This window comes from Alteromonas sp. KUL42 (genome assembly GCF_006538325.1).
In the GTDB taxonomy this organism is placed as follows: Bacteria; Pseudomonadota; Gammaproteobacteria; order Enterobacterales; family Alteromonadaceae; genus Alteromonas.
This window is the reverse complement of record NZ_BJKK01000011.1, coordinates 45633-65986: the sequence shown is the minus strand read 5'-3', so window position 1 is coordinate 65986 and position 20354 is coordinate 45633. Positions and strand designations below refer to the sequence as shown.

Below are 20354 nucleotides of genomic sequence, written 5' to 3'. Positions count from 1 at the left end.
GTGAAAACAATGAAACGAATTTCAAAAATAGCCATGTTTGGCTTCTCTATAGTATGTGCCACATCGGCAGTTGCAGGCGATCCGCCTAGTATTGGTGGTCAAGCTAGTATTTCGGCAGATATTAAAGGTGGCATAATCAATGGTGGCGCTGCTGAAGGTGGCGCAAAAGTCACGCTTAAACAGTCTGTAGCCTCGGTGTTACATGGAAGTGTAGGTGGTGCGCTACAACTTAATGTTGATTTAAAAGGGGGTATTGTTAATGCTGGTGCGGCTGAAGGAGGAGCTCAAGTTGATGCTTGTCAATCTGTCGGCTCTATCGGCAGTGACTGCTAAATTCCTATAATAATGGCAGGCAAAGTATGAAACTTTTAATTTTGTTACTCGCTGTCATATCGGTATCGGTTGGTTCTACGGCAATTAGTACAGCGAATGCCGGCCAGTTACCGGATTATGCGATGGCCAGTATGCTGGCTAGTAAATCAAGAGCATTGGTGAGCAGTCGTACTAATACGACGAATATTATGCACCATGCTGATAGAACCAGAAGAAATCGAGGAAGTGTTATCGATCCAACTTATACTGAAGCGAAATGTGGTGGTGTAGCGATTGGTAATGTACGCCCTATTCGAGATGACATGAGACATAAGCAAGTAACAGTCATCATAACAGGTAACGTTGTAAACACTGCCAACCAGTGTTAACAAAAAGGAAAAACAATGAAAAAGTTAGTTTCAACAGTTCTACTAGGCGCATTCTCACTCTCAGCGATAGCTGCCGCTGAATCATCAATCGTCACCACTGAGCATGTTGTCGCTGATGCCTTTGATAAGTTAGGGCATGCGGTGACCTACCACACGGATGTACAAAATGAACCGCACCTCGTATTGAAAAGCAAGGTGAAGGGAGTGGAAGCAATGGCAGTCTTTTTTGATGACTGTAATTACAAAAATCAATGCGAAGACGTGACTTTCTACTCTGACCTTGGGAAGGTCGACATCTCTGATGAGCGATTAAATGGGTGGAACCATATAGGCTCTAAAATGCGTTCAAAAGCATTCAGAAATGACGACGGTTCGGTTGGTTTATCAATGACCGTGAGTTTTATCGACCATAAAGATACATCAGGGACCGAGATGCTAACAGGTTTGTTTATTTTAGAATCTGAGCTTTTTGCTGCTAGCATCAATTTATAAGGAAAAGGGACAGTGCCGAAGTATATCGCGTTAAGTATTTTTATCGGCTTAATGGCTGGTTGTGTATCGAACGATAGGGAAAGTGAACAACTCGACTCCCCCTCTTTTATCATCCCGCAAGGTATGACCGGTGATGCGGGGGCATCAGCAAAAGAATCGACCATTGGTGATTTCCCTCCTCTTGGTACTGTCTTTTTATTTAATAACCCACAAGAAGCATTTACGGTAACGAGTACGTCTGAAGATACTATGGTAATGAAGGAACTCGAATCCGGTGCATTTATGACGGTATTGAAAGATTCATGGCTTCCGCCACTTCAATGGGGCGGTGAGGCGAATAATACCGATTCAGGCCGTCGCTTATTTACGCCTTCACCCGATAACCCTAAAGGCAAATTAACTGTAGGCCAGACGTACAGATATTTTATTGAAACACGAGCAGATAGACCTTCCACAATTGAAAAGAATCAATATGATTGTGAGGTGATGAAGTTCGGTGAGATTGTGGTTCCTGCGGGAAAGACTGATAGTTTTGAAATCCTGTGTAAAGAGGATGGGATCGAACGAGTACTCGTAAATTGGTCGCCAACACTCAATTTTTACGTTCGCCACGTATTAGTGACATCACAAGGGCCCGTTGTGCGCGAATTAACTCAATATGTAAAAGGACTCAAAGAATGACAACAAAGAGTCTTTTACTGAGTACAACGTTGTTTACCTTAGTTGGCTGCAGTACCTTTGATACACCGGTACCGCCAGCAGAATTAAGAGTGTCAGTGCCATCAGAACTCCCTACATCCACATTAACAACAATGACCCCCGCATTATCATGTCTTGATGACATGATGGTCGCCTATAAAAAAGCCCCAGTGTATTTAGCCTCTGCAGACATCTCTAATTTTACCAAAGAGCATTCATTGTCGTCAGGTATGAATGAAATGTTGATTTCCGCATTATCAAAGATGAGTGTTCGTAGCAGTGGCGTTCGGTACATCAGTTACGATCCCTCTGTTCAAAATATTCTAACGTTACAAGGGGCACACCCGCAAAAAGAGGAATTTAGAGCGCCAGACTACTTTTTACGAGGTGGAGTGACCCAGGTCAATAAAGATTTGTGGCAAGGCCAAAATGGTATAGGAGCAAGTGCAGAGGTTGACCCTGGTCAGTTGCTCGATGGTGGGTCGTTCTTTATATTACAAGGGCAAGATGATCTCACCAAAAGCCTTTCAAACAGCAGTAACTACGTGTCGTTGAGCATGGACATGAATGTAGGGCATTTAGCCAATCTTCAAATTATCCCAGGTGTAGGTTCATCAAATACATTAGGCATGCAGATGACCGAGTCTGAAGCTATCAGTGGCGATCTGTCGGTCCATGATATTGGCGTTAGTTACTCATTAAGTGAATCAGTGACAAAAGATATCAATACCATGCTAAGAATGCTTGTGGAGGTGGCATCCATTGAAGTCATCGGAAAGCTTCAAGCGATTCCCTATCATCGTTGTTTATTAAATGCGGCTGATAATTCGAAGACATATAAAGAACTCCTTCCGGTTTTTATCTCAAAGATTTCTCAATCACCTGAAGAGCTTATCAAAACCGTTCAAACAGCGTTAGCTGACCTAGAGTATTACGACGGCGCAGTTAATGGGCAATTAGATAGCAAAACATCAGAAGCATTAGCGCGTTACCAGTCGAGAATGGGGTTATTATCATCTGGCATCATTGGGTTTGATACCTTTCGTATGATCAATACCGTTACACCAACTCGGGATACACCATACAGTACATGGTGGTTAAACGAACGTGGTATTGTCGGTGAGCAAACCGGTGCGGTATTAGCGCAAGGTCCTGTAGCTACGTCCGAAAACAACAAAGAAGATAAGCAATCAACAACAGATAAATCAAACTAACATGAAATTATTGTCTACCCGTAAACCCTATCCCATTCGGTTATCTAAAATAGCTGCGGCTATTAGTTTGTGTTTATGTGGTGTAAATACATATGGGCAGACCAAAATTAATGTGGATATAGACGGTGCCGTAGTAAATGCCGGCGGTGCGCTTGCTGGATACAGTGTGGTTCATCAAAAGGTAGGTACCATTGAAGGCAGTTCAATTGAAAATGACAGTGTTTCTGTGTCGTTGAATGCTGCGGTGAATGTGAATGCCGCGGTGACCGGAGAGGCAAAGTCCACTCAGATCATAGGTGATATTGATGTAGGCAAAAGTGAAGGCACGAAAACCAGTGTATATATTCAGTCATTAGTAAATGTAGATGGCTCGCTAACTGGCCGTAGTGTGGGAGAACAAGTTGTAGGTCAGATTAAAGCGAATCAAACTGACAACACTCAGATCATGGTAGATGGCAGTGCATTAACTAATGTAGGTGGCTCTGCTATGGGAAATGTAGTGAGTAAGCAAGATGTGGCTAACATTAGTGTGGACAGTGCAACCAACGATTCACTACATGCGCGATTTGGCAGTATTACGAACGTTGGCCTTACGCTAGGCGGTAATGCTTCTTCCTCGCAGCAAGTACTTATTCAAAACGCAAGCAGCATAAGTAATGTAAAAGAATCCCTTAATGTCGAAACAATAGCCAATGCATCGGCCAGTATCGGTGGTAGTAGTAAAGCCACACAGACCATTGAAGTGATGGATGTAAATAGCGCCAATAACGATAGTGTGTCACTGTCTGTGAAAAACGCTATTGTTAATGTTGCTGCGGCGATTGGCGGTTCTGCCAAGTCAAATCAAGCCATCTCAACAATTACCTCTAACAACTTTAACGACAGCTCGCTATCGGTGTCAGCAAATAGTATTAAGTCAGTGGGTGCAGCGCTTCTTGGCTCAGCAGATGTACAACAAAATATAGGTGATGTGACGGCCAAAGATGTTAAGGGATTGAAGGAGAATTTACGCCTAGGGAATGTTACCGGTGCAGGCGTTGGCTTTTTAGGAAAAGGAACGGCCATTCAACTAGTAGGAAATGTTTCTGGGGCAAGCAACAGTAACAGTCGTATTAACTTGAAAACCGGGTCCTTAACAAATGTGGCTGCAGGTTCTCAAACGCGTACAGTCATGTCCATAGCCAACATCAGCGGAACTGATACAAACGTCAATATCAATGTATCCACCGGATCCGTAGATATAAAGTCTATTGGATTCGGTGCTAATGCTAACGTTCAGATAGGTACCGTCAATAATGCGTCCAATGTGACTGACACAGTTATAACAGGGAACATCGTCTCTGAGTCGGTGGCAGCTGGTACAAAAAATAATATCTTTTTGGGGTATATTTCATCAGGATCGAGATCCGGCTCTAATATTTATGTTCGGACCGGCAATATCACTAACCGTGTGAATGCGTCCGGGGGCGCAAAATCTGAAATCTACGTGGGTTCCATGCTTCACAGCAATGCCAGCGGTGATATTAATGTCACAACAGGGAATTTATCCAGCAGTGTTAGTGCCGCTTTAGGTGGAACCAATGGCGTATTTATTGGCAACATTAGCCAGTCAGGTCGCCACAAAACAACAGTACACACCGGTTCTCATTCTGCAAAGGCCGTTGCCTGTGTTAAAGGGGTCGGCTGTATGTCTGAGATCGTAGGTAAGAAAAACTGCGTTATGATTGGCAACGTTGGTATGTCAGCGAATTGTGGAAATGATTCATTAATAAATGAGGCCATAAAAGAATTGGAACATCTTGGCTATGTAATAGAAAAAGGCGTTGTTAAAACGGCCAAAGAGGTTGCAGAAGAAGCTGAAAAAGCGGCCAAAGCGGTGGAGAAAGAAGCTGAAAAAATAGGTAAGGCTATTGCTCATGCCTTTAGTGGTTGGTGAATGCCACTATGATAAAAACACACTCTTCGCTTGATTTAGTAAGTCGATTTTATCTGGGGCAACAACAGTATGTAATTGCCGATGATGCTTCGTACAATTTAGTTCAGGTGAATTCACCTATTCCCCTTGGTATTCAATTACACCCCTCTATCGATCAATACTTTAATATTTTTTGTGGTATCTCTGAATATTATTCGTATATAGGTACTCATGAGTTAGTGAGCGAATTTGCCGATGAAACTAATCAAATACGTTATGAGGATGCTTTATGGAGCAACTTACACACACTTAAAGCGGTAGAGGCAGCGTTAAAACAAGCTATTGAAGTGTCAGAGTCGTTGTTAGATTTTATGACAGCGGAGCATTTACGAAGCATATATCATGAAGAGAAGAACCACTATAAGCTAATTGAATCAGATCTAGCCGAGCTTGGGGTATATTCAAGGAGTAAACCTTGTATATCAACTCCATTGGTGAATTTTATTCGCAATATTGACTTAGTAGACCTCAGTGATTCGTTATTAGCCGTAGGCCTTGTGTTAGAATTTAATAGCCTGCAGGTTGATAAGTCTGCACTTGGAGATGAGCTTGAAGAGTATGGCGACTTAAACTCTGCGTTCTATAAGGTTCACAGTTTTGAGCAAACAGAGATAGATCACTTTTCAAATAATATCCGTTTTATAACGACCTTGTCACCGAAGAGAATGGAATACATTTTACATCGTGTTTGTCAGGTTATTCCTTTGATGTATGAAGGTATGAGAAACTATTACCAGAAGTCGTGACAAAAAGTATTGGCTGTCTCGATTTATCGATAGCAGAACACAAACAGATAAAGGGAGTAGGCTAACGGGAATGCATATTAAGGAGTATATCGAAACGGAATTCGGAGTGAATTATCACCTTAGTCATATCTATAAAATATTGTATCCGTCCGGTGATCCTCACATTCAAATAATGAAATAGCTACGGCATGGTGCCCTTTTTAAAAGGAGTACATCGTGCGACACCCTCAACGAAGCCAGCAAGAATGGCGACAATTATTCAAGCAGCAAAAACAGAGTGGCCTGTCGTCCGTCGAATTCTGCCGACAACAACACATCAATATACAAATAAAGAAGCCTTATCATTTGATGACAAGGCTTTTTTATCAGTTAATTCTAACTTTATTCAGCCGTTTCCATCTTTATTTAGACGTTTCCAACTCTATTCAGAATCTACACCAGAATTAAAGATCAGGTCTCATCATTCCACCGTTACCGACTTTGCCAAATTACGAGGCTGGTCAACGTCCGTTCCTTTTATAAGTGCAACGTAATAAGACAGCAGCTGCAAAGGCAGCGTATAGATTATCGGTGCAATTGGTGCTTCACAATGTGGAACATCGATAACACGCATAGTGTCATCGCCAGCAAAGGCGGCATCTTTATCAGCAAAGACATACATAATACCGCCGCGAGCGCGCACTTCTTCAACATTGGACTTAAGCTTTTCAAGCAGCTCGTTGTTAGGCGCAACCACAATTACAGGCATTTCATCGTCAATCAAGGCAAGTGGCCCGTGTTTTAACTCACCAGACGCGTAGGCTTCAGCGTGAATGTAAGAGATCTCTTTAAGCTTAAGCGCGCCTTCCATTGCAATAGGATATTGGTCACCGCGGCCTAAGAACAAACTGTGATGTTTGTCGGCAAATTCTTCCGCTAAATCTTCAATGCCGCTAGTAATCGCCAATGTTTCTTCCAGTTTAGCGGGTAGGCTGTGAAGTGCTGAAACGATCGATTTGCTGTCGGCTTCGGTCATACCATTTTCTTTACCTAGGGCTAGTGTAAGCATTAAGAAAGCCGTTAGCTGAGTGGTGAACGCTTTGGTCGAAGCAACACCAATTTCTGCTCCCGCTTTGGTCATAAAGGCTAGGTCAGACTCCCTGACTAGTGACGATCCTGGAACGTTGCAAATTGTCAGGCTCGACATATAGCCCAGTTCTTTTGCCAAACGCAATGCAGCCAGCGTATCTGCTGTCTCCCCAGATTGAGAAATTGTAATTAGCAAACTGTTCGGATGCACCACTGACTTGCGGTATCGGAATTCTGAAGCTATCTCGACGTTGCACGACACATTCGCATACTGTTCAAGCCAATAACGCGCAGTCATGCCTGCGTGATAGCTCGTGCCGCATGCAATAATTTGAACGTGCTTTACTTTACTAAAAATGGCATCGGCTCCCTCGCCAAATACATCTTTAGTTAAACCATTGTCATCAATACGGTGTTGTAGTGCGTTGCGAACTACCGTTGGCTGTTCGTGAATTTCTTTAAGCATGTAGTGACGATAACCCGCTTTATCGCCCGCATCGTGCTCTACATTCGACTCAATCACTTCACGCTCAACTGGCGCACCGTCTTTATCAAATATCTTCACATCTCGACGTGTAATTTCCGCAACATCCCCTTCTTCTAGGAATATGAAACGACGCGTTACTGGCAACAGTGCCATCTGATCAGAAGCAATGAAGTTTTCACCCAACCCCAAACCGATAACAAGTGGACTGCCTGAGCGCGCTACAACAACGCGACTTGGGTCATTTTTGTCCATAATTACCGTGCCGTAGGCACCGTGGAATGTTTTCACCGCACTTTGCACTGCACTTAGAAGTGTTTTGCCGCTAACAAGCTCTTCGTGAACTGTGTGCGCTATAGTTTCAGTATCTGTATCGCTGGTAAATGTGTAACCCTTTTCAATTAGATTAGCTTTCAGGCTTACATAGTTTTCAATAATGCCGTTGTGTACAACGGCCACGCGTTCACTGGAAAAATGCGGATGTGCATTGGCTTCAGTCACACCACCGTGTGTAGCCCAACGTGTATGTGCAATCCCTGTGCTACCTAGTGCGTCGTGTTGTGCTACAGCGTCTGCCAGTTCTTGTACTTTACCCGTACGGCGAATACGTGTGAGTTCACCACTAGCTTGCAAAAGTGCAACACCCGCAGAATCATAGCCGCGATATTCAAGGCGTTTTAGCCCTTCTAACAAAATTTCTACTACGTTGCGCTCAGCAACAGCTCCTACTATTCCACACATTATTCTTCTCCATTGGGCAAAGCGATAATTACTTTAACACCCTGATTTTCTATATTTTGTCTATCTTCATCACGCATGTTTTTATCTGTGATCAAGACCGAAATGTCGCTCCAACCCAATTCTAAGTTAGGCATTTTGTGAACTAACTTATTTGAACTCGCCATTACTACAACCTTACTCGCGGCGGCTGCCATTGCGCGCGTTACGCCAGTTAATTCATTGAAGGTTGTTGTGCCGCGATTTACATCGATACCCGCGGCACCAATAAAAGCAATATCAAAACTGTATGCACTTACTAATTGTTCAGCCATTGCACCTTGGAAGGACTGAGATTGCGCATCCCATGTACCTCCAGTCATTAACACTGTTGGCTCTTTTTCACTTTGTGTTAAATAGTTAGCCGTAGCCAACGCATTGGTCATAACAACTAAACCATCAATATCAGACAAGAAAGGAAGGATGGTAGACGTCGTTGCGCCGCAATCAATAACCAATTTATCGCCTGGCCTAATGAGAGTTGATGCCGTCTTTCCTATACCATTTAACCCAACATCATCCGTTGAGGCGTTAATTTGAGGGTGAGTTAATAAGGCAGTAAGTGAACCAGAAGCAGGCACAGCACCGCCAAATTGGCGTATCAATAGGCCTTCAGCAGCCAGCGCCGCCAAGTCTTTACGGATAGTTACTTCAGACGTGCCAAATTGCGCTGACAGCGCTTCTACTTGTGTATGACCGTGTGCATTAACCCAAGCCACAATTTTATTGCGGCGTAGCTCAACAGTTCGACTGCTTTTCAAAGGTATATCAACTCGCTACTGAAAATTTAGTGAAATAAAAAGTCTATTCGGAAGCTTCTTGTGCAACATAACTTTCAAAACGAAAGAAGCCTGTTACATTTTGCAAAAAGCGTAAGTTATAATGAAACTATAAGCAAGTTATTTAGCACATCAGCAATACTGAATATGTTTAGATGTACTCGACTTTATTGCCAGCTCAATGAGCTTGATAACCGGTACCACTGTGCTTGCGTCTGCTGGAGGCTGACCTTTATTTTCAATGGCGCTCGCTAAGCGCTCAAAGAAGGTGACATACTCGCCCTTCTTTGTTTCTATTTCATTCTCACTTTCACCATCGGACAATATACCGTGCTCGTTCTTATCAGTGACAGCCCAATTGACGTCGTCAATTGACATACCCACGCGTAACTGGTCTTCCTGTGGATCTAAATGAAACTTTCTAAAGCTAGCTTTTGTACCTTGTAGGTCAAACCGCAACGTTGATGCACCTTGGAAAGCAGAGCTGCCAAGTTTGACAATTTTATCGTCATAGTAGAGTGTCAAATCGAAAGTATCGTCTGATTGCCCGCTTTCGCGAAGTGTTAAAATATCTGCCGCAACGGCTTTCGGCCAACCAAAGAGTTGTAATGCTTGATCGATGAGGTGTGGGCCGAGGTCCCAAAAAATGCCACTACCTAGCCCAGCATTTTCCCGCCAGCGATTGCGGGGAATTGGGCGAAATCGGTCAAATCGGCTTTCAAAACGCTTTATTTCACCTAATTGGCCACTTTGTATTAAGTGCTTTAACGTTAAGAAATCTCCATCAAACCGTCTGTTGTGAAAAACACATAAGTGCCTTTCTTGCTGTCTAGCAAAACTTACTAAATTCGCTGCTTGCTCACTGTCTAGAGTAAAAGGTTTTTCTACTAATACATGACATCGATACTTCAATGCCAGCTTCGTTTGAAAAGCATGAAGATGGTTGGGAGTGGTGATAACCACTAAATCTACTTGGCCATTTTCTAACGCATCTTCAAGTGATGGATACACTTTTGCATTAGGCAGTAATCTTTTGACTTCATCAGGTTTAGATGACACCACAACATCAACAGAATACTGAGGCAATTGACTCAAGAAAGGCAAATGAAACGTTTGGGCAGAGAAGCCAAAACCTACCAATAGTGTCTTAATCATAGTTATTCCAAAAAGCTGTTGGGTTTTAGGGTTTAAACGTCCAATAAAAAAGCGAAGTACAGTGGTCGTGTCCGTACTTCGCTTAATATTGGTCTGATATAGTCAATTCTGAACTTATTAAAAAACTATATCTATGTTGTTTTCTTAGTAGGGCGTGGCCAATTTGCAATATTGCGCTGCTTACCACGGGCGATAGCCAACGCTTTATCTTCGACTTTTGACGTGATCACCGACCCTGCACCCACCGTTGCGCCTTCACCGATAGACACAGGTGCTACTAATGAAGAGTTAGACCCTACAAAAGCGTTTTCACCGATAAGTGTTTTCGACTTATTCACACCATCGTAGTTGCACGTGATAGTGCCTGCACCAATATTGGCATTAGCTCCGACTTCGGCGTCTCCCAAATAGGTCAAATGATTGGCTTTAGCTCCCTCTCCAAGTACGGTCTTCTTCATTTCGACAAAGTTACCCACTTTAGCGTTTTTGCTCATGACAGAGCCTGGTCGCAGTCGCGCATAAGGTCCAACCGTGCAGTTCTCACCTACTTTCGCATCCTCAATAATAGAGTTAGCTTCTACTACTGTATTATCAGCAATAGTACAATTACGTAGGATGCAATTCGCGCCAATAGTCACATTGTTACCCAGCGCTACTTGGCCTTCAACAATCACATTTACATCAATAATGATATCGTTACCGATGTTTAAGTTACCGCGTAGGTCAAAGCGGTTAGGGTCAAGTAAAGTAACACCTTGCATCATCAGTTCATCTGCTTGACGACGTTGTAGGGCGCGTTCTAAATTGGCCAGTTGCAGGCGATTGTTTACACCTTCAACCTCAACAGCAGACTGTGGTTGCGCTGACTGGATGCGCTTGCCCTCTGCTGCGGCCATGGCGATAACATCGGTAAGATAATACTCACCTTGTGCATTATCGTTGCTTAGGTTTTTAAGCCAACGTTTCAAGTCAGAACCAGACATCATCATCATGCCAGTATTAATTTCTTTTATTAGGCGCTGCTCATTAGTAGCATCTTTATGTTCAACTATGGCGGAAATGTTGTCATTTTCACGAACAATACGCCCCATGCCAGTTGGGTCTTCTAGTTCGACAGTTAACAAAGCTAAATCACACTGCGTTTTTGCTGCTTGTAATGCGCCAAGTGTTTCTTCTCTAATAAGTGGCGCATCACCCACTAGAATCAAAACATCTTCGTCATCTTTGATATGTTCAGCTGCTTGTTGCACTGCGTGCCCGGTACCTAATTGCTCGGCTTGTAAACACCAATTCAAGTTATCTTCTTGAATTGTCGATTTAAGCTGCTCACCACCATGACCGTAAACAAGATGAATACTGTCTGCCCCCAGTGACTTCACAGTATTAATAATACGTTGCACCATAGGTACGCCACCTACTTTGTGAAGTACTTTGGGTAAAGAGGACTTCATGCGAGTTCCTTTACCCGCCGCTAAAACCACTACAGAGAAAGCCATATCATTCCTTTAAATTGTGGTGATTAAAAAGTTGTGGCTTTAGTGTAACCAAGGAAGGTGAATCTGTCAGCGGCTGATTCTGCATACATACGCTAGTAGTTCATTAATACAACAGGTATACTCTGTGATAGACGTAGATTCCAGTCAGGCAAAGGAGCATGCGCAGTCTGTGAATACTTTTAGAACCCTACATAGAAGCATCTTGGTGTTGTTTGCAGTGGTGGTGGTTGCCATTGTAACTCTTGTCCACTTCAGCATTTCTAAGATCGTGGCAGAGCAAAGTCGCGCACAACAACAATCGTTGTCACCCGCAATTTCTCTTATTGTTGAGCAATTACTTAAACCTCTTCACATATCAGAAGCACTAGGTCACTCAACCGAATTGGTTGATCTACTCGATGGTGTAACCGTAGATGAAAACGCCATTTTCACTACACTTACGCGGTTAGAAAAGGAATTTGGCCTTTCGTTTTTTATTGCCAGTGAAACACAAAGAAAGCAGTACAACTCTGACGGCACAGTAATTGAACTTATTGAAGGGGAAGTCAGTTGGTATTTTAAGTACCGAGACTACCCTGTTGAAGCTGTCGCAGACATTGGTAAATGGGAAGACACACATTTTTATATCGACATAAAAATACACAATGACCAAGGTGAATTTCTAGGCTTTTTTGGTGTAGGAAAAAGCTTGCGTAGTTTTATCGATATTTTTGATATCTATAAGCAAAAGTATGGATACGACTTTCTCTTTGTCGATGGTGAAGGTGACATTATGTTGTCTTCTGATCCTAGCCTGATTGCTTCATATTCAGACTTCACCAATTTGTCAGAGCTACCGTGGTACGCTAGTCTTCCGCTGACTATACAAAACGAACAAGCGCTCAACAATAAGTTAGTCACAATCGATCAGAATGATTACTTAATCGCAGAAGTGAAGCTTAATCAATTTGGGTGGACCGTTTTTTTACTGAGCCCTTTAGAAGATCGACAGGCCGAAATTTCCCAAGCCTTTATATTCAGTATTGTTACTTTGTTGGTCGTAGTATTTTCACTTTTCCTGCTGATTTACAACCTCCTATATTATTTTAGAAAAGATATGCAGCCTGACATAATCGTTAGGCACACAAATAATTTGCCTGAAAAAGACAACTTACAGCTTATCTACAAAGATCTGTTATCCCAGTACAAATCGTTGAGCATTATGCTAATTAGCGTGGACGAGCACTCTACTATTATCGATAACCATGGTAAAAGTGCCGGAGATGAAATTTTAGATAAAATTGTCGCATTCTTGGCTGAGCAGTTAAAAGATATCGACACGTTAGGAAGGTGGGGCAGAAGTGAATTCATCGTCATTTTGCCTAATACAGGGCCAAATGTGGCATTTGATATTGCACAAAATATTCGTCACGGTATAGCAACCTTAGCGCCACTAACCGAATTCCCTGATTTGCAGCCAACGGTCTCTATTGGTATTTCATTTACGGCGTCTTCGCGCTCGATGAATGAAGTAACCGCTCATGCCGAAGACGCGCTGTATCAAGCCAAGCGAGACGGTAGTAACTTAGTCAGAATTCAGCTTATCGAGTAATGCTGCATGTTAGTCTTGTAAGCATACAGCATCGTTTAGCTTGATAGCGTTGTACTTATTAATTAAGCGGTACGCATGGCGTGCCGCTTTCTTTTTATCACGCCAGTGGTAAGCGCTACGCCTAGTAGCACTAACACACCGCCTAATATAGTTTGCGATGTAAGGTGTTCTTGTAAGAACAAAATTCCCCAAACAATACCGAATAACGGTACGAGATAAGCCACCGTTATTGCTTTCGACGGACCAATATCGGCAATCAACTTAAAATACAATATATATGCAATGCCAGTACCACCAATAGATAACGCGATAGCGTTTAACCAAGCATTCATACTTGGCATGACCTCGGGTAGGGTTGCTAAGGCAAATGGCGCCAATATTACGCTTGCCATCGCCTGACTACCTGTTGCGACAACAAGAGGCTTTACTCCCTGTAACCACTTTTTCATCATGCTGGCGGCAATACCGTATCCAAGAGTGGCAAATAATGCGGTAAGGATAGGAATAAAACTAATATCTCCTGTACCCACTTTTTGTTGGCTGATAACTGCCACGCCAAAAAAGCCAATAACCAACCCTACCATTGCCGACTTGGTGAGCTTATCTCCTAACCATATCCACGCTACAATAGCGCCGAACATAGGCGCGGTTGCGTTTAAGATGGCGTTAACACCGGCCTCTAGATGTAAGCTGCTGTAATTAAACAAGACAAATGGAACCGCTGTATTAGCAAGCCCCACCAGTGCAATAGCAAGCCAGTGACGTTTTATCTCTTTAATTGAGCCCGTCAACATCAGTAAAGGCAGTAGTACCGCGGTAGCTAATAAAGTACGAATGGCCACTAGCACATAAATACCAAATTCAGGTGCTGCGACACGCATGAAAATAAACGAGCCGCCCCAAATACCAGCTAACACTAGCAACGAGATAATATCTTTGATCACCATAACGCCTGTTGCGCTCCTTCCAACTCAAGTAAGAACTGCTTTCTATCAAGCCCACCAGCATAACCTGTAAGCATTTTATTTGCGCCAATAATGCGATGGCAAGGTACTACGATTGCGATGGGATTGCGTCCGTTGGCCATTCCAACGGCCCTTGCGCCTTTTGGGTTGTTAACAGCATGCGCAATATCAAGATAGCTGGCTGTTTTCCCATATGGGATTTGTTGCAGAGCTTGCCACACTTTATGCTGAAACTCTGTTCCTTTTGCATGTAACGGCAGTGAGAAAGATGACAGCTTTTTATCAAAATAAGCTTTTAACTGCGCACACGCTTCCTTGGTTATGTCATTCGGTTGGTCTTGCAACACCGGTTGATCAGTAAATGCAATGGACGTTACACCTTCAGCGCTCGCCGTTACCACAACATGCCCAATATCGCTTCTTATAGTTTGTCTACATTCCATCATCTTCAATCACTTTCACTACACTGCCACAGTTGGAGTGTTAGGTAACTTCGCCACGGGGCAGCTTGTTCAGGGTCTATTGGGTAACGCTCAGCCATTTTTCGCACTATAAGGTCACCTTCAAGATAAATATCAGGGTCTCTCTCACCGCGCATTTGCAAATAACTAAGTGTCCAAGGCCCAACACCTTTAATACTTAGTATGGCATTGTGGCTAGGTTTATCATTGTCTAGAAACAGTGAAGCGAATTGCCGAAGCGCTTCCTTTCTTGCGGTTGGCATTCGTAAGAAATCAAGTTCACTGCTGGCAACCAGTTCAGGGGGCGGAAAACAATATTCTTCATCAGTTTTACCGCCTAAGCCAGTGAGCTCTTTTTTTGCTTCTTCGTCTATTTTTCCCAGGTGTTTTACAAGTAGCGTCACCTGACCAATAGCCGCTTTTACGCTCACTTGTTGCCCGATAATAGCTCGACAACCGCTTTCAAACACATCCCACGCACTTGGCAGTCTCAACCCTTCGGTTAAATCACTTTCAGCTAATCCCGCTTCTAATAGGCTTTGTTTTATCAAGATAGGGTCGGCGTTTAGGTCTAGCAATGCTTTAATGTTTTCAATAATTTTGTAGGTCAATGACAAGTCAGATATAGACAACTCAACGTTAAAGCCATGTCGCTTTTCGTTATGTGTTGCACAAAAATAGCCTAGCTCACCCTCAAAGCGAAACCATCTAGCATAAGTGTCGTAAGTAACCCTCTCCATTGAATCAATAGCACGTGCTGCAAGAAACTGGCGTACATAAAGCCAGTTATAAGGTGGCCGATAAGACAAAAAAACAGTTATATGCCTTTGTTTGGTGTGTGGCGTTTTACGCAGTTGAGACGGTGTTACACCGCAAGTTTGCTCTATTGCTCTTTGTAATTGCCTTAAAGATTGAAACCCACTAGAAAATGCCACGTCAGTCATTGAAAGGCTACTTTGCTGAATTAATTGCTTGGCAAACAAAGCGCGCTGCAAATTTTGAAACTTTTTGGGCGCTATACCTAATGCTCGTACAATCAACTTATTTAGATATCTTTCACTGATCCCCAGCCTTTCAGCGATCACACTTATTGATTGCAATGGGATTTGAGTTAGAAGTGACATAGCGCGGTCTATGGTGGTGTTGACTCCCCTCCAAGCTGATGACTGTGGCGCGCTGTCTGGTCGACAACGAAAGCACGGACGATATCCTTCAGACATCGCATGGGTAGCGTGGCTGTAGTAGGTCACGTTTTCTTCAAAAGGTAACTTTGCGGGGCATATCGGACGACAAAATATACCTGTGGTTTTCACCGAAACAAAAAATTTACCATCAAAACGCGGGTCACGGCTCATACGCGCTTTGGCATACTGAACCTGTAGCGAATCGTTACTTTCTGTTTGAAAGCGCAATGACATAGGCTTCTTTTATTCCGGTGTTCGTTTACTGACTTTATAACTACAGTTTATCGCGCCTTCCATTGTGATGTGCGACAAAATCAGTACTGACAATTTAATCAGAACTAATTTGCCCGAAAGATATTCTATGTGTAATGGCCTACTATGCGCTTGAAATGATAAAAAGGGTCTCACAAAAAACAACAGCTAGTAGACTCACATTTGATCATTAGGCGCGCTATAAGCATAATGTGAGCATAATAACAACGACTGCCCTTACTTTTCCTATTCAAGAAGTACGGTTTAACGAGCTATCTGTATGCTAAATTCTTTGTGTAAGCCGCTGTCGCGCTTGCCTTTTGCTTGTCTAACTTTAACCCTATTGCTTTGGGCGCAATATGTTAAAGCCGACTGGCTAGACGACTACGCCAAACATGTTCAAAGAGAAGCCGTAAAATACAATGTTCCTGGCTATGCTTTTGTTTTTTATGAACAGGGCAAAATACCTCGTGTTTATCTTCACGGTAAAACGCGAAAAAATAAAGGCGAGAAAATAACTGAAAATACGGTATTTCGTCTTGCCTCTGTATCTAAAACATTCACAGCGCTGCTTTCTGCAAAGTTGGTCGAGCAAAACCAATTGTCTTGGGACACCCCAATAAGCACTTTACTGCCCGATATACCCTTTAAAGGTAAGGGGATGCAGCAATTACAACTTCAACATATTGTGGGCCAGTCTAGTGGTTTTATGCCGAATGCTTATGACAATCTCATTGAGGCAGACTACTCCCTCGAACGGGTGTTGAAATCACTTGGGGAACTAGAGCCACTATGCCAACCTGGCGAGTGCTATACGTACCAAAATGCACTCTTCGGTGCGCTGGAATATTACTTTAGCAACCACAATACGTCTTACTCAGCCCAACTGCATAATCAGTTGTTTGCCCCCCTTGGTATGAAGACCGCAAGTGTAGGCAAAGGAGGATTACTTGCGTCGAAGTCGTGGGCACAACCACACATAGCCATTGCACGTAATAAATGGCGAGAAGGCGCTGTAGAGAGCAATTATTACCGATTTTCACCCGCAGCCGGTGTTAACGCTAGCATCACTGATATGACTATTTACTTACAAGCATTAATGGGTGAGTTTCCTACTATCATCTCACCGGAGATGATTGACTATGTCACCACTGAGCGAGTAAGAACAAAGCGAGAAACCTATAGAAGAAGTTGGCGTGCCATGATTGACGACGCGCACTACGGATTAGGCTGGCGAATTTACGATATCAATGGCGTAAAACTCAATTATCACGGAGGGTGGGTAAAAGGTTATCGCGCAGATGTGGCTTTCTTACCAGAACAAAAAGTGGGTTATGTCATGCTGATGAATGCAGAATCAAATATGATAAACTCGACCACTGCAGAGCTATGGAAACGTTATTTTGAGCAAGCTGACACAAAACAATAACAGTATCAGCTTAACTTTTATCTACTAAAGCCAGATATTGACCTTTGCAGTGTATTATTACCACAGAGGTCAACCGACGCTTGCTCTACCTACGACTGTTTTAAGTATGTGTAACCGCTTAAACAGTTTTCATAAAAGTCTGTCCAACGCACACCTTCACGTGGGTTTAACTTCCCATCCCACACTTGTTTGTCAATCAAACGTTTTACATCTGATGCCATAGCGCGAGGGTTGTATTGCATAATATTCAAAACATCCTCAACAGAAGACCCTTTAACCACTTCTTCAATGTAGAAGTCTTCTGGATCGTCGTCGTAACTGTAGATATGCACTTCATTTAAACGGCCGAACAAGTTATGCATATCACCCATCACGTCTTGATATGCTCCTGTAAGGAATAAACCCACATAGTAGGGTTGATCCTTTTTCAAAGGGTGCATAGGTATGATATCTGTGATTTCTCGGCCAATTGTAAATTGATCGATTTTACCGTCGCTGTCACAGGTGATGTCTACTAACGAACAATTTACTGTTGGCTCTTCGTTCATGCGCGTTAATGGCACAACGGGTAGCAATTGGTCAATGGCCCAGGTATCAGCAGCAGATTGGAAGATAGAAAAATTACACAGATACTGTGAAGACAAGCTATAGTCTAACTCTTGCAACTCTTCAGGTACATATTCTTCGTTGCGATACCATTTTTGCAAACGGGCCATAATTTGCCAGTAAAGCGTTTCAATTTTACCCAGTTCTTCTAACGACAATACACGAAGTTTAAACGCATCAAGCGCTTGCTCTTTGTATTGAGATGCATCGTTATAAATCTCGTGCATGTTTGTTTGTTCGCCGAAGGTATCGGCCAACTCACGCATGTTGCGCAAGAAAATATGCTCACCTTCTTTTGCCGACGTGTCCATTTGAGAGGCATTAGACTTAATTTCGCCTACAATTTCTGTAATAACGCAGCTGTGATGCGCAGTAATTGCACGGCCACTTTCACTGACTAAATTAGGGTGTGGTACACCTTCTAAGTCGCACATTTCTTTCATGCCGTAAACAACATCTGCGACGTACTCTTGCATGCTGTAGTTGCGCGATGATTCATTTGTCGAGTTACTGCCGTCGTAGTCAATTCCTAGACCACCGCCAACATCGACATAATCAAGTTCAAACCCCATTTTATGGAGGTCTGCATAAATACGCGCACCTTCAGTAACAGCTTCTTTAACAGCGCGAATATCTGTTAACTGGCTACCAATATGGAAATGCAATAATTTCAAACAATGCGCCATGCCTTGTTCTTCAAGGTATCGAGCTGCATTGATAATTTCAGTAATGGTAAGTCCGAATTTTGCTCTTTCGCCACCCGAGCTTTCCCACTTACCGCGCCCTTTCACCGTCATTTTTGAGCGAACACCAATAATTGGTTCGATATCCAATTCTTTTGATATTTTTACTAAAAGTAGTAATTCGGTGAATTTTTCAACCACAACTACAACACGGCGACCCAACTTTCTACCAAGTAGCGCGAGGCGCATTACTTCGTCGTCTTTGTAACCATTTAATATGGTCAATGATTCTTCGTTGGTGTTCATGGCCAATACAGTAAGCAGTTCCGCTTTTGAACCTGCTTCTAAACCGTAATTGAAAGGCTTGCCTGCATCGACAATTTCTTCAACTACTTCACGCATTTGGTTTACTTTTACCGGATAAACGCCTTGATATTGGCCTTTGTAGTCAGCTTCTTCTATTGAAGTACGGAAAGCCTTGTTTAAGCCAGCAACTTGCGATCGAAGAATATCGTGAAAGCGCACAACAACAGGAAATTGAACACCTTCTTTTTTAATATCGTCAATGACCGAGTTAAAGTCGATCTGGATACTTGGATCCTCAGGCACTGGGGTTATGTGTACGTTGCCATTTTCACCAACCTTAAAATAGCCACCACCCCATTGAGACACGCCATATACGCGCTCTGCTTCTTCGATGCTCCAATCTGACAATTTATTCACCTATGTGTAAGTGGGCTAAGCCAACGCTTAGCAAGTAAGTGCAAAAATAAGCAGCGTATTATAGACAACACAACATTTGTTGCGATATAAAAATTCTATTGTGGCGAATAAATTTGTTTATCGAACTCTTCATTTTCTACCCAACTTTTAATGTCGTTCGCTGCCACTTTACCTGCTCGCTCGGCAACGCTTTTCAAAAAAGCGTCCACTGTGTTTGTACGCTCTAAAACAAACTTTTGTTCGGAAAGAAACTTTTCAGCAATGTTACCGTAATCGGTACACTCGTCTTCCAACCATAACTCACCCAATTGGTTACGTCTGTCGAGTTTCATTGGTGCTTTTATTTGGTTGTAAATATCCGAGTTAGGTATTTGCCAAGTTCGCATATCAACAAACAAATGAAATGCTCGCCCTTTTCGACTTTTTAATGTTTCAGAAAGTTGCGCTAAATATTGAATATTCGTGGACATGTTCCACTTTCCACGAAGGATAACCAGGTAACAATTATCAACCTGCCTTATTTCATACGGGACCGTAGATATCAAACCACACATCTCTCAATAATGGCCAATCTAGCGCAATAACTATACCCATCATTTACGACGCTATGATGACGAAAGCTACACATATTACAGATCGTTTTAGGTAGCTATTTAATAACTAGTTAGTTGCCCTTCACAAACATTGACCCTTGGTCAATTGAATGAACATAGTAGTAGCGATAGTTATCAACTACAACTAATTCCAGTCTGTATAGAAGTATACTCACTCTGAGAGCGTAGACTCATATGCGGATTGGTATAACGTTGAGTAATTTGAGGTGTAAAAACGGTGTCATTAAAAAGGCCAGTCAGCATAACTGACCAGCCTTTTT

The 20354-nt window shown here is 42.8% G+C and carries 19 protein-coding genes; 10 read left to right on the top strand and 9 right to left on the bottom strand.

Annotation, left to right across the window (positions count from 1 at the left end; translation table 11 throughout):
- Positions 1-9: 9 nt before the first annotated feature.
- From EYR97_RS14805 to tnpA, 8 genes are all read left to right on the top strand, one after another.
- Positions 10-333 (top strand): hypothetical protein, encoded by a 324-nt coding sequence (locus tag EYR97_RS14805; protein WP_131094437.1) that lies wholly within the window; start codon positions 10-12, stop codon positions 331-333.
- A gap of 26 nt (positions 334-359) precedes the next feature.
- On the top strand, positions 360-701 hold the full coding sequence (locus EYR97_RS14800) for a hypothetical protein (RefSeq protein ID WP_131094436.1): 342 nt from the start codon (positions 360-362) through the stop codon (positions 699-701).
- A gap of 15 nt (positions 702-716) precedes the next feature.
- Positions 717-1193 (top strand): hypothetical protein, encoded by a 477-nt coding sequence (locus EYR97_RS14795; protein ID WP_131094435.1) that lies wholly within the window; start codon positions 717-719, stop codon positions 1191-1193.
- 12 nt (positions 1194-1205) lie between these two features.
- Positions 1206-1874, top strand: coding sequence for a hypothetical protein (locus EYR97_RS14790; RefSeq protein ID WP_131094434.1), 669 nt, complete (start codon positions 1206-1208; stop codon positions 1872-1874).
- Positions 1871-3106 (top strand): peptidoglycan-binding domain-containing protein, encoded by a 1236-nt coding sequence (locus EYR97_RS14785; RefSeq protein WP_131094433.1) that lies wholly within the window; start codon positions 1871-1873, stop codon positions 3104-3106. Before EYR97_RS14790 ends, EYR97_RS14785 begins: the two co-directional genes overlap by 4 nt.
- A gap of 1 nt (position 3107) precedes the next feature.
- Entirely contained in the window at positions 3108-5042 is a 1935-nt protein-coding gene (locus EYR97_RS14780; protein ID WP_131094432.1) for a hypothetical protein, read from the top strand.
- 8 nt (positions 5043-5050) lie between these two features.
- A complete protein-coding gene (locus EYR97_RS14775) occupies positions 5051-5827 on the top strand; it encodes a hypothetical protein (protein ID WP_131094431.1) in 777 nt (258 codons plus the stop codon).
- Between the two features lie 216 nt (positions 5828-6043).
- The gene (gene tnpA, locus EYR97_RS22740) at positions 6044-6274 is read left to right on the top strand and encodes an IS66 family insertion sequence element accessory protein TnpA (RefSeq protein WP_404840972.1); all 231 of its coding nucleotides are present in this window, start codon (positions 6044-6046) and stop codon (positions 6272-6274) included.
- A gap of 13 nt (positions 6275-6287) precedes the next feature.
- Here the strand turns inward: tnpA and glmS are convergent, their stop codons facing one another.
- The 4 genes from glmS to glmU all read right to left on the bottom strand — a co-directional run bounded on the left by glmS (position 6288) and on the right by glmU (position 11586).
- A complete protein-coding gene (glmS, locus tag EYR97_RS14765; protein ID WP_131094429.1) occupies positions 6288-8120 on the bottom strand; it encodes a glutamine--fructose-6-phosphate transaminase (isomerizing) in 1833 nt (610 codons plus the stop codon).
- Positions 8120-8917 carry a DeoR/GlpR family DNA-binding transcription regulator gene (locus tag EYR97_RS14760; protein ID WP_131094428.1) on the bottom strand — a complete coding sequence of 266 codons (798 nt, stop codon included), beginning with the start codon at positions 8915-8917 and terminating at the stop codon, positions 8120-8122. The genes glmS and EYR97_RS14760 overlap by 1 nt, the downstream gene beginning before the upstream one ends.
- Before the next feature lie 150 nt (positions 8918-9067).
- Positions 9068-10090 carry a Gfo/Idh/MocA family oxidoreductase gene (locus EYR97_RS14755; protein ID WP_131094427.1) on the bottom strand — a complete coding sequence of 341 codons (1023 nt, stop codon included), beginning with the start codon at positions 10088-10090 and terminating at the stop codon, positions 9068-9070.
- Positions 10091-10221: 131 nt separating this feature from the next.
- A complete protein-coding gene (gene glmU, locus EYR97_RS14750; RefSeq protein WP_131094426.1) occupies positions 10222-11586 on the bottom strand; it encodes a bifunctional UDP-N-acetylglucosamine diphosphorylase/glucosamine-1-phosphate N-acetyltransferase GlmU in 1365 nt (454 codons plus the stop codon).
- 169 nt (positions 11587-11755) lie between these two features.
- On the opposite strand from glmU, the gene EYR97_RS14745 reads away from it, so the two are divergent.
- Positions 11756-13177 carry a sensor domain-containing diguanylate cyclase gene (locus EYR97_RS14745; protein WP_131094504.1) on the top strand — a complete coding sequence of 474 codons (1422 nt, stop codon included), beginning with the start codon at positions 11756-11758 and terminating at the stop codon, positions 13175-13177.
- A gap of 62 nt (positions 13178-13239) precedes the next feature.
- Here the strand turns inward: EYR97_RS14745 and EYR97_RS14740 are convergent, their stop codons facing one another.
- Genes EYR97_RS14740 through EYR97_RS14730 form a run of 3 tightly spaced genes read right to left on the bottom strand, consistent with a single transcriptional unit; the run spans position 13240 to position 16021 of the window.
- Positions 13240-14124: a DMT family transporter gene (locus EYR97_RS14740; protein WP_131094425.1), complete on the bottom strand. Its 885-nt coding sequence runs from the start codon at positions 14122-14124 to the stop codon at positions 13240-13242.
- Complete coding sequence (locus EYR97_RS14735) at positions 14118-14588, bottom strand: methylated-DNA--[protein]-cysteine S-methyltransferase (RefSeq protein WP_131094424.1); 471 nt, start codon at positions 14586-14588, stop codon at positions 14118-14120. The genes EYR97_RS14740 and EYR97_RS14735 overlap by 7 nt, the downstream gene beginning before the upstream one ends.
- A 2-nt stretch (positions 14589-14590) precedes the next feature.
- Positions 14591-16021 carry a DNA-3-methyladenine glycosylase 2 family protein gene (locus tag EYR97_RS14730; RefSeq protein ID WP_131094423.1) on the bottom strand — a complete coding sequence of 477 codons (1431 nt, stop codon included), beginning with the start codon at positions 16019-16021 and terminating at the stop codon, positions 14591-14593.
- A 298-nt stretch (positions 16022-16319) separates the two neighbouring features.
- Here EYR97_RS14730 and EYR97_RS14725 point away from each other — a divergent pair, with 298 nt between their 5' ends.
- Positions 16320-17468 (top strand): serine hydrolase, encoded by a 1149-nt coding sequence (locus EYR97_RS14725; RefSeq protein ID WP_131094422.1) that lies wholly within the window; start codon positions 16320-16322, stop codon positions 17466-17468.
- 89 nt (positions 17469-17557) lie between these two features.
- Here the strand turns inward: EYR97_RS14725 and speA are convergent, their stop codons facing one another.
- Together speA and EYR97_RS14715 are read right to left on the bottom strand one after the other, a co-directional pair.
- Positions 17558-19471, bottom strand: a complete 1914-nt coding sequence (gene speA, locus EYR97_RS14720; protein ID WP_131094421.1) for a biosynthetic arginine decarboxylase — start codon at positions 19469-19471, stop codon at positions 17558-17560.
- Between the two features lie 104 nt (positions 19472-19575).
- The gene (locus EYR97_RS14715) at positions 19576-19950 is read right to left on the bottom strand and encodes an arginine decarboxylase (protein ID WP_242635037.1); all 375 of its coding nucleotides are present in this window, start codon (positions 19948-19950) and stop codon (positions 19576-19578) included.
- Positions 19951-20354: the final 404 nt, after the last annotated feature.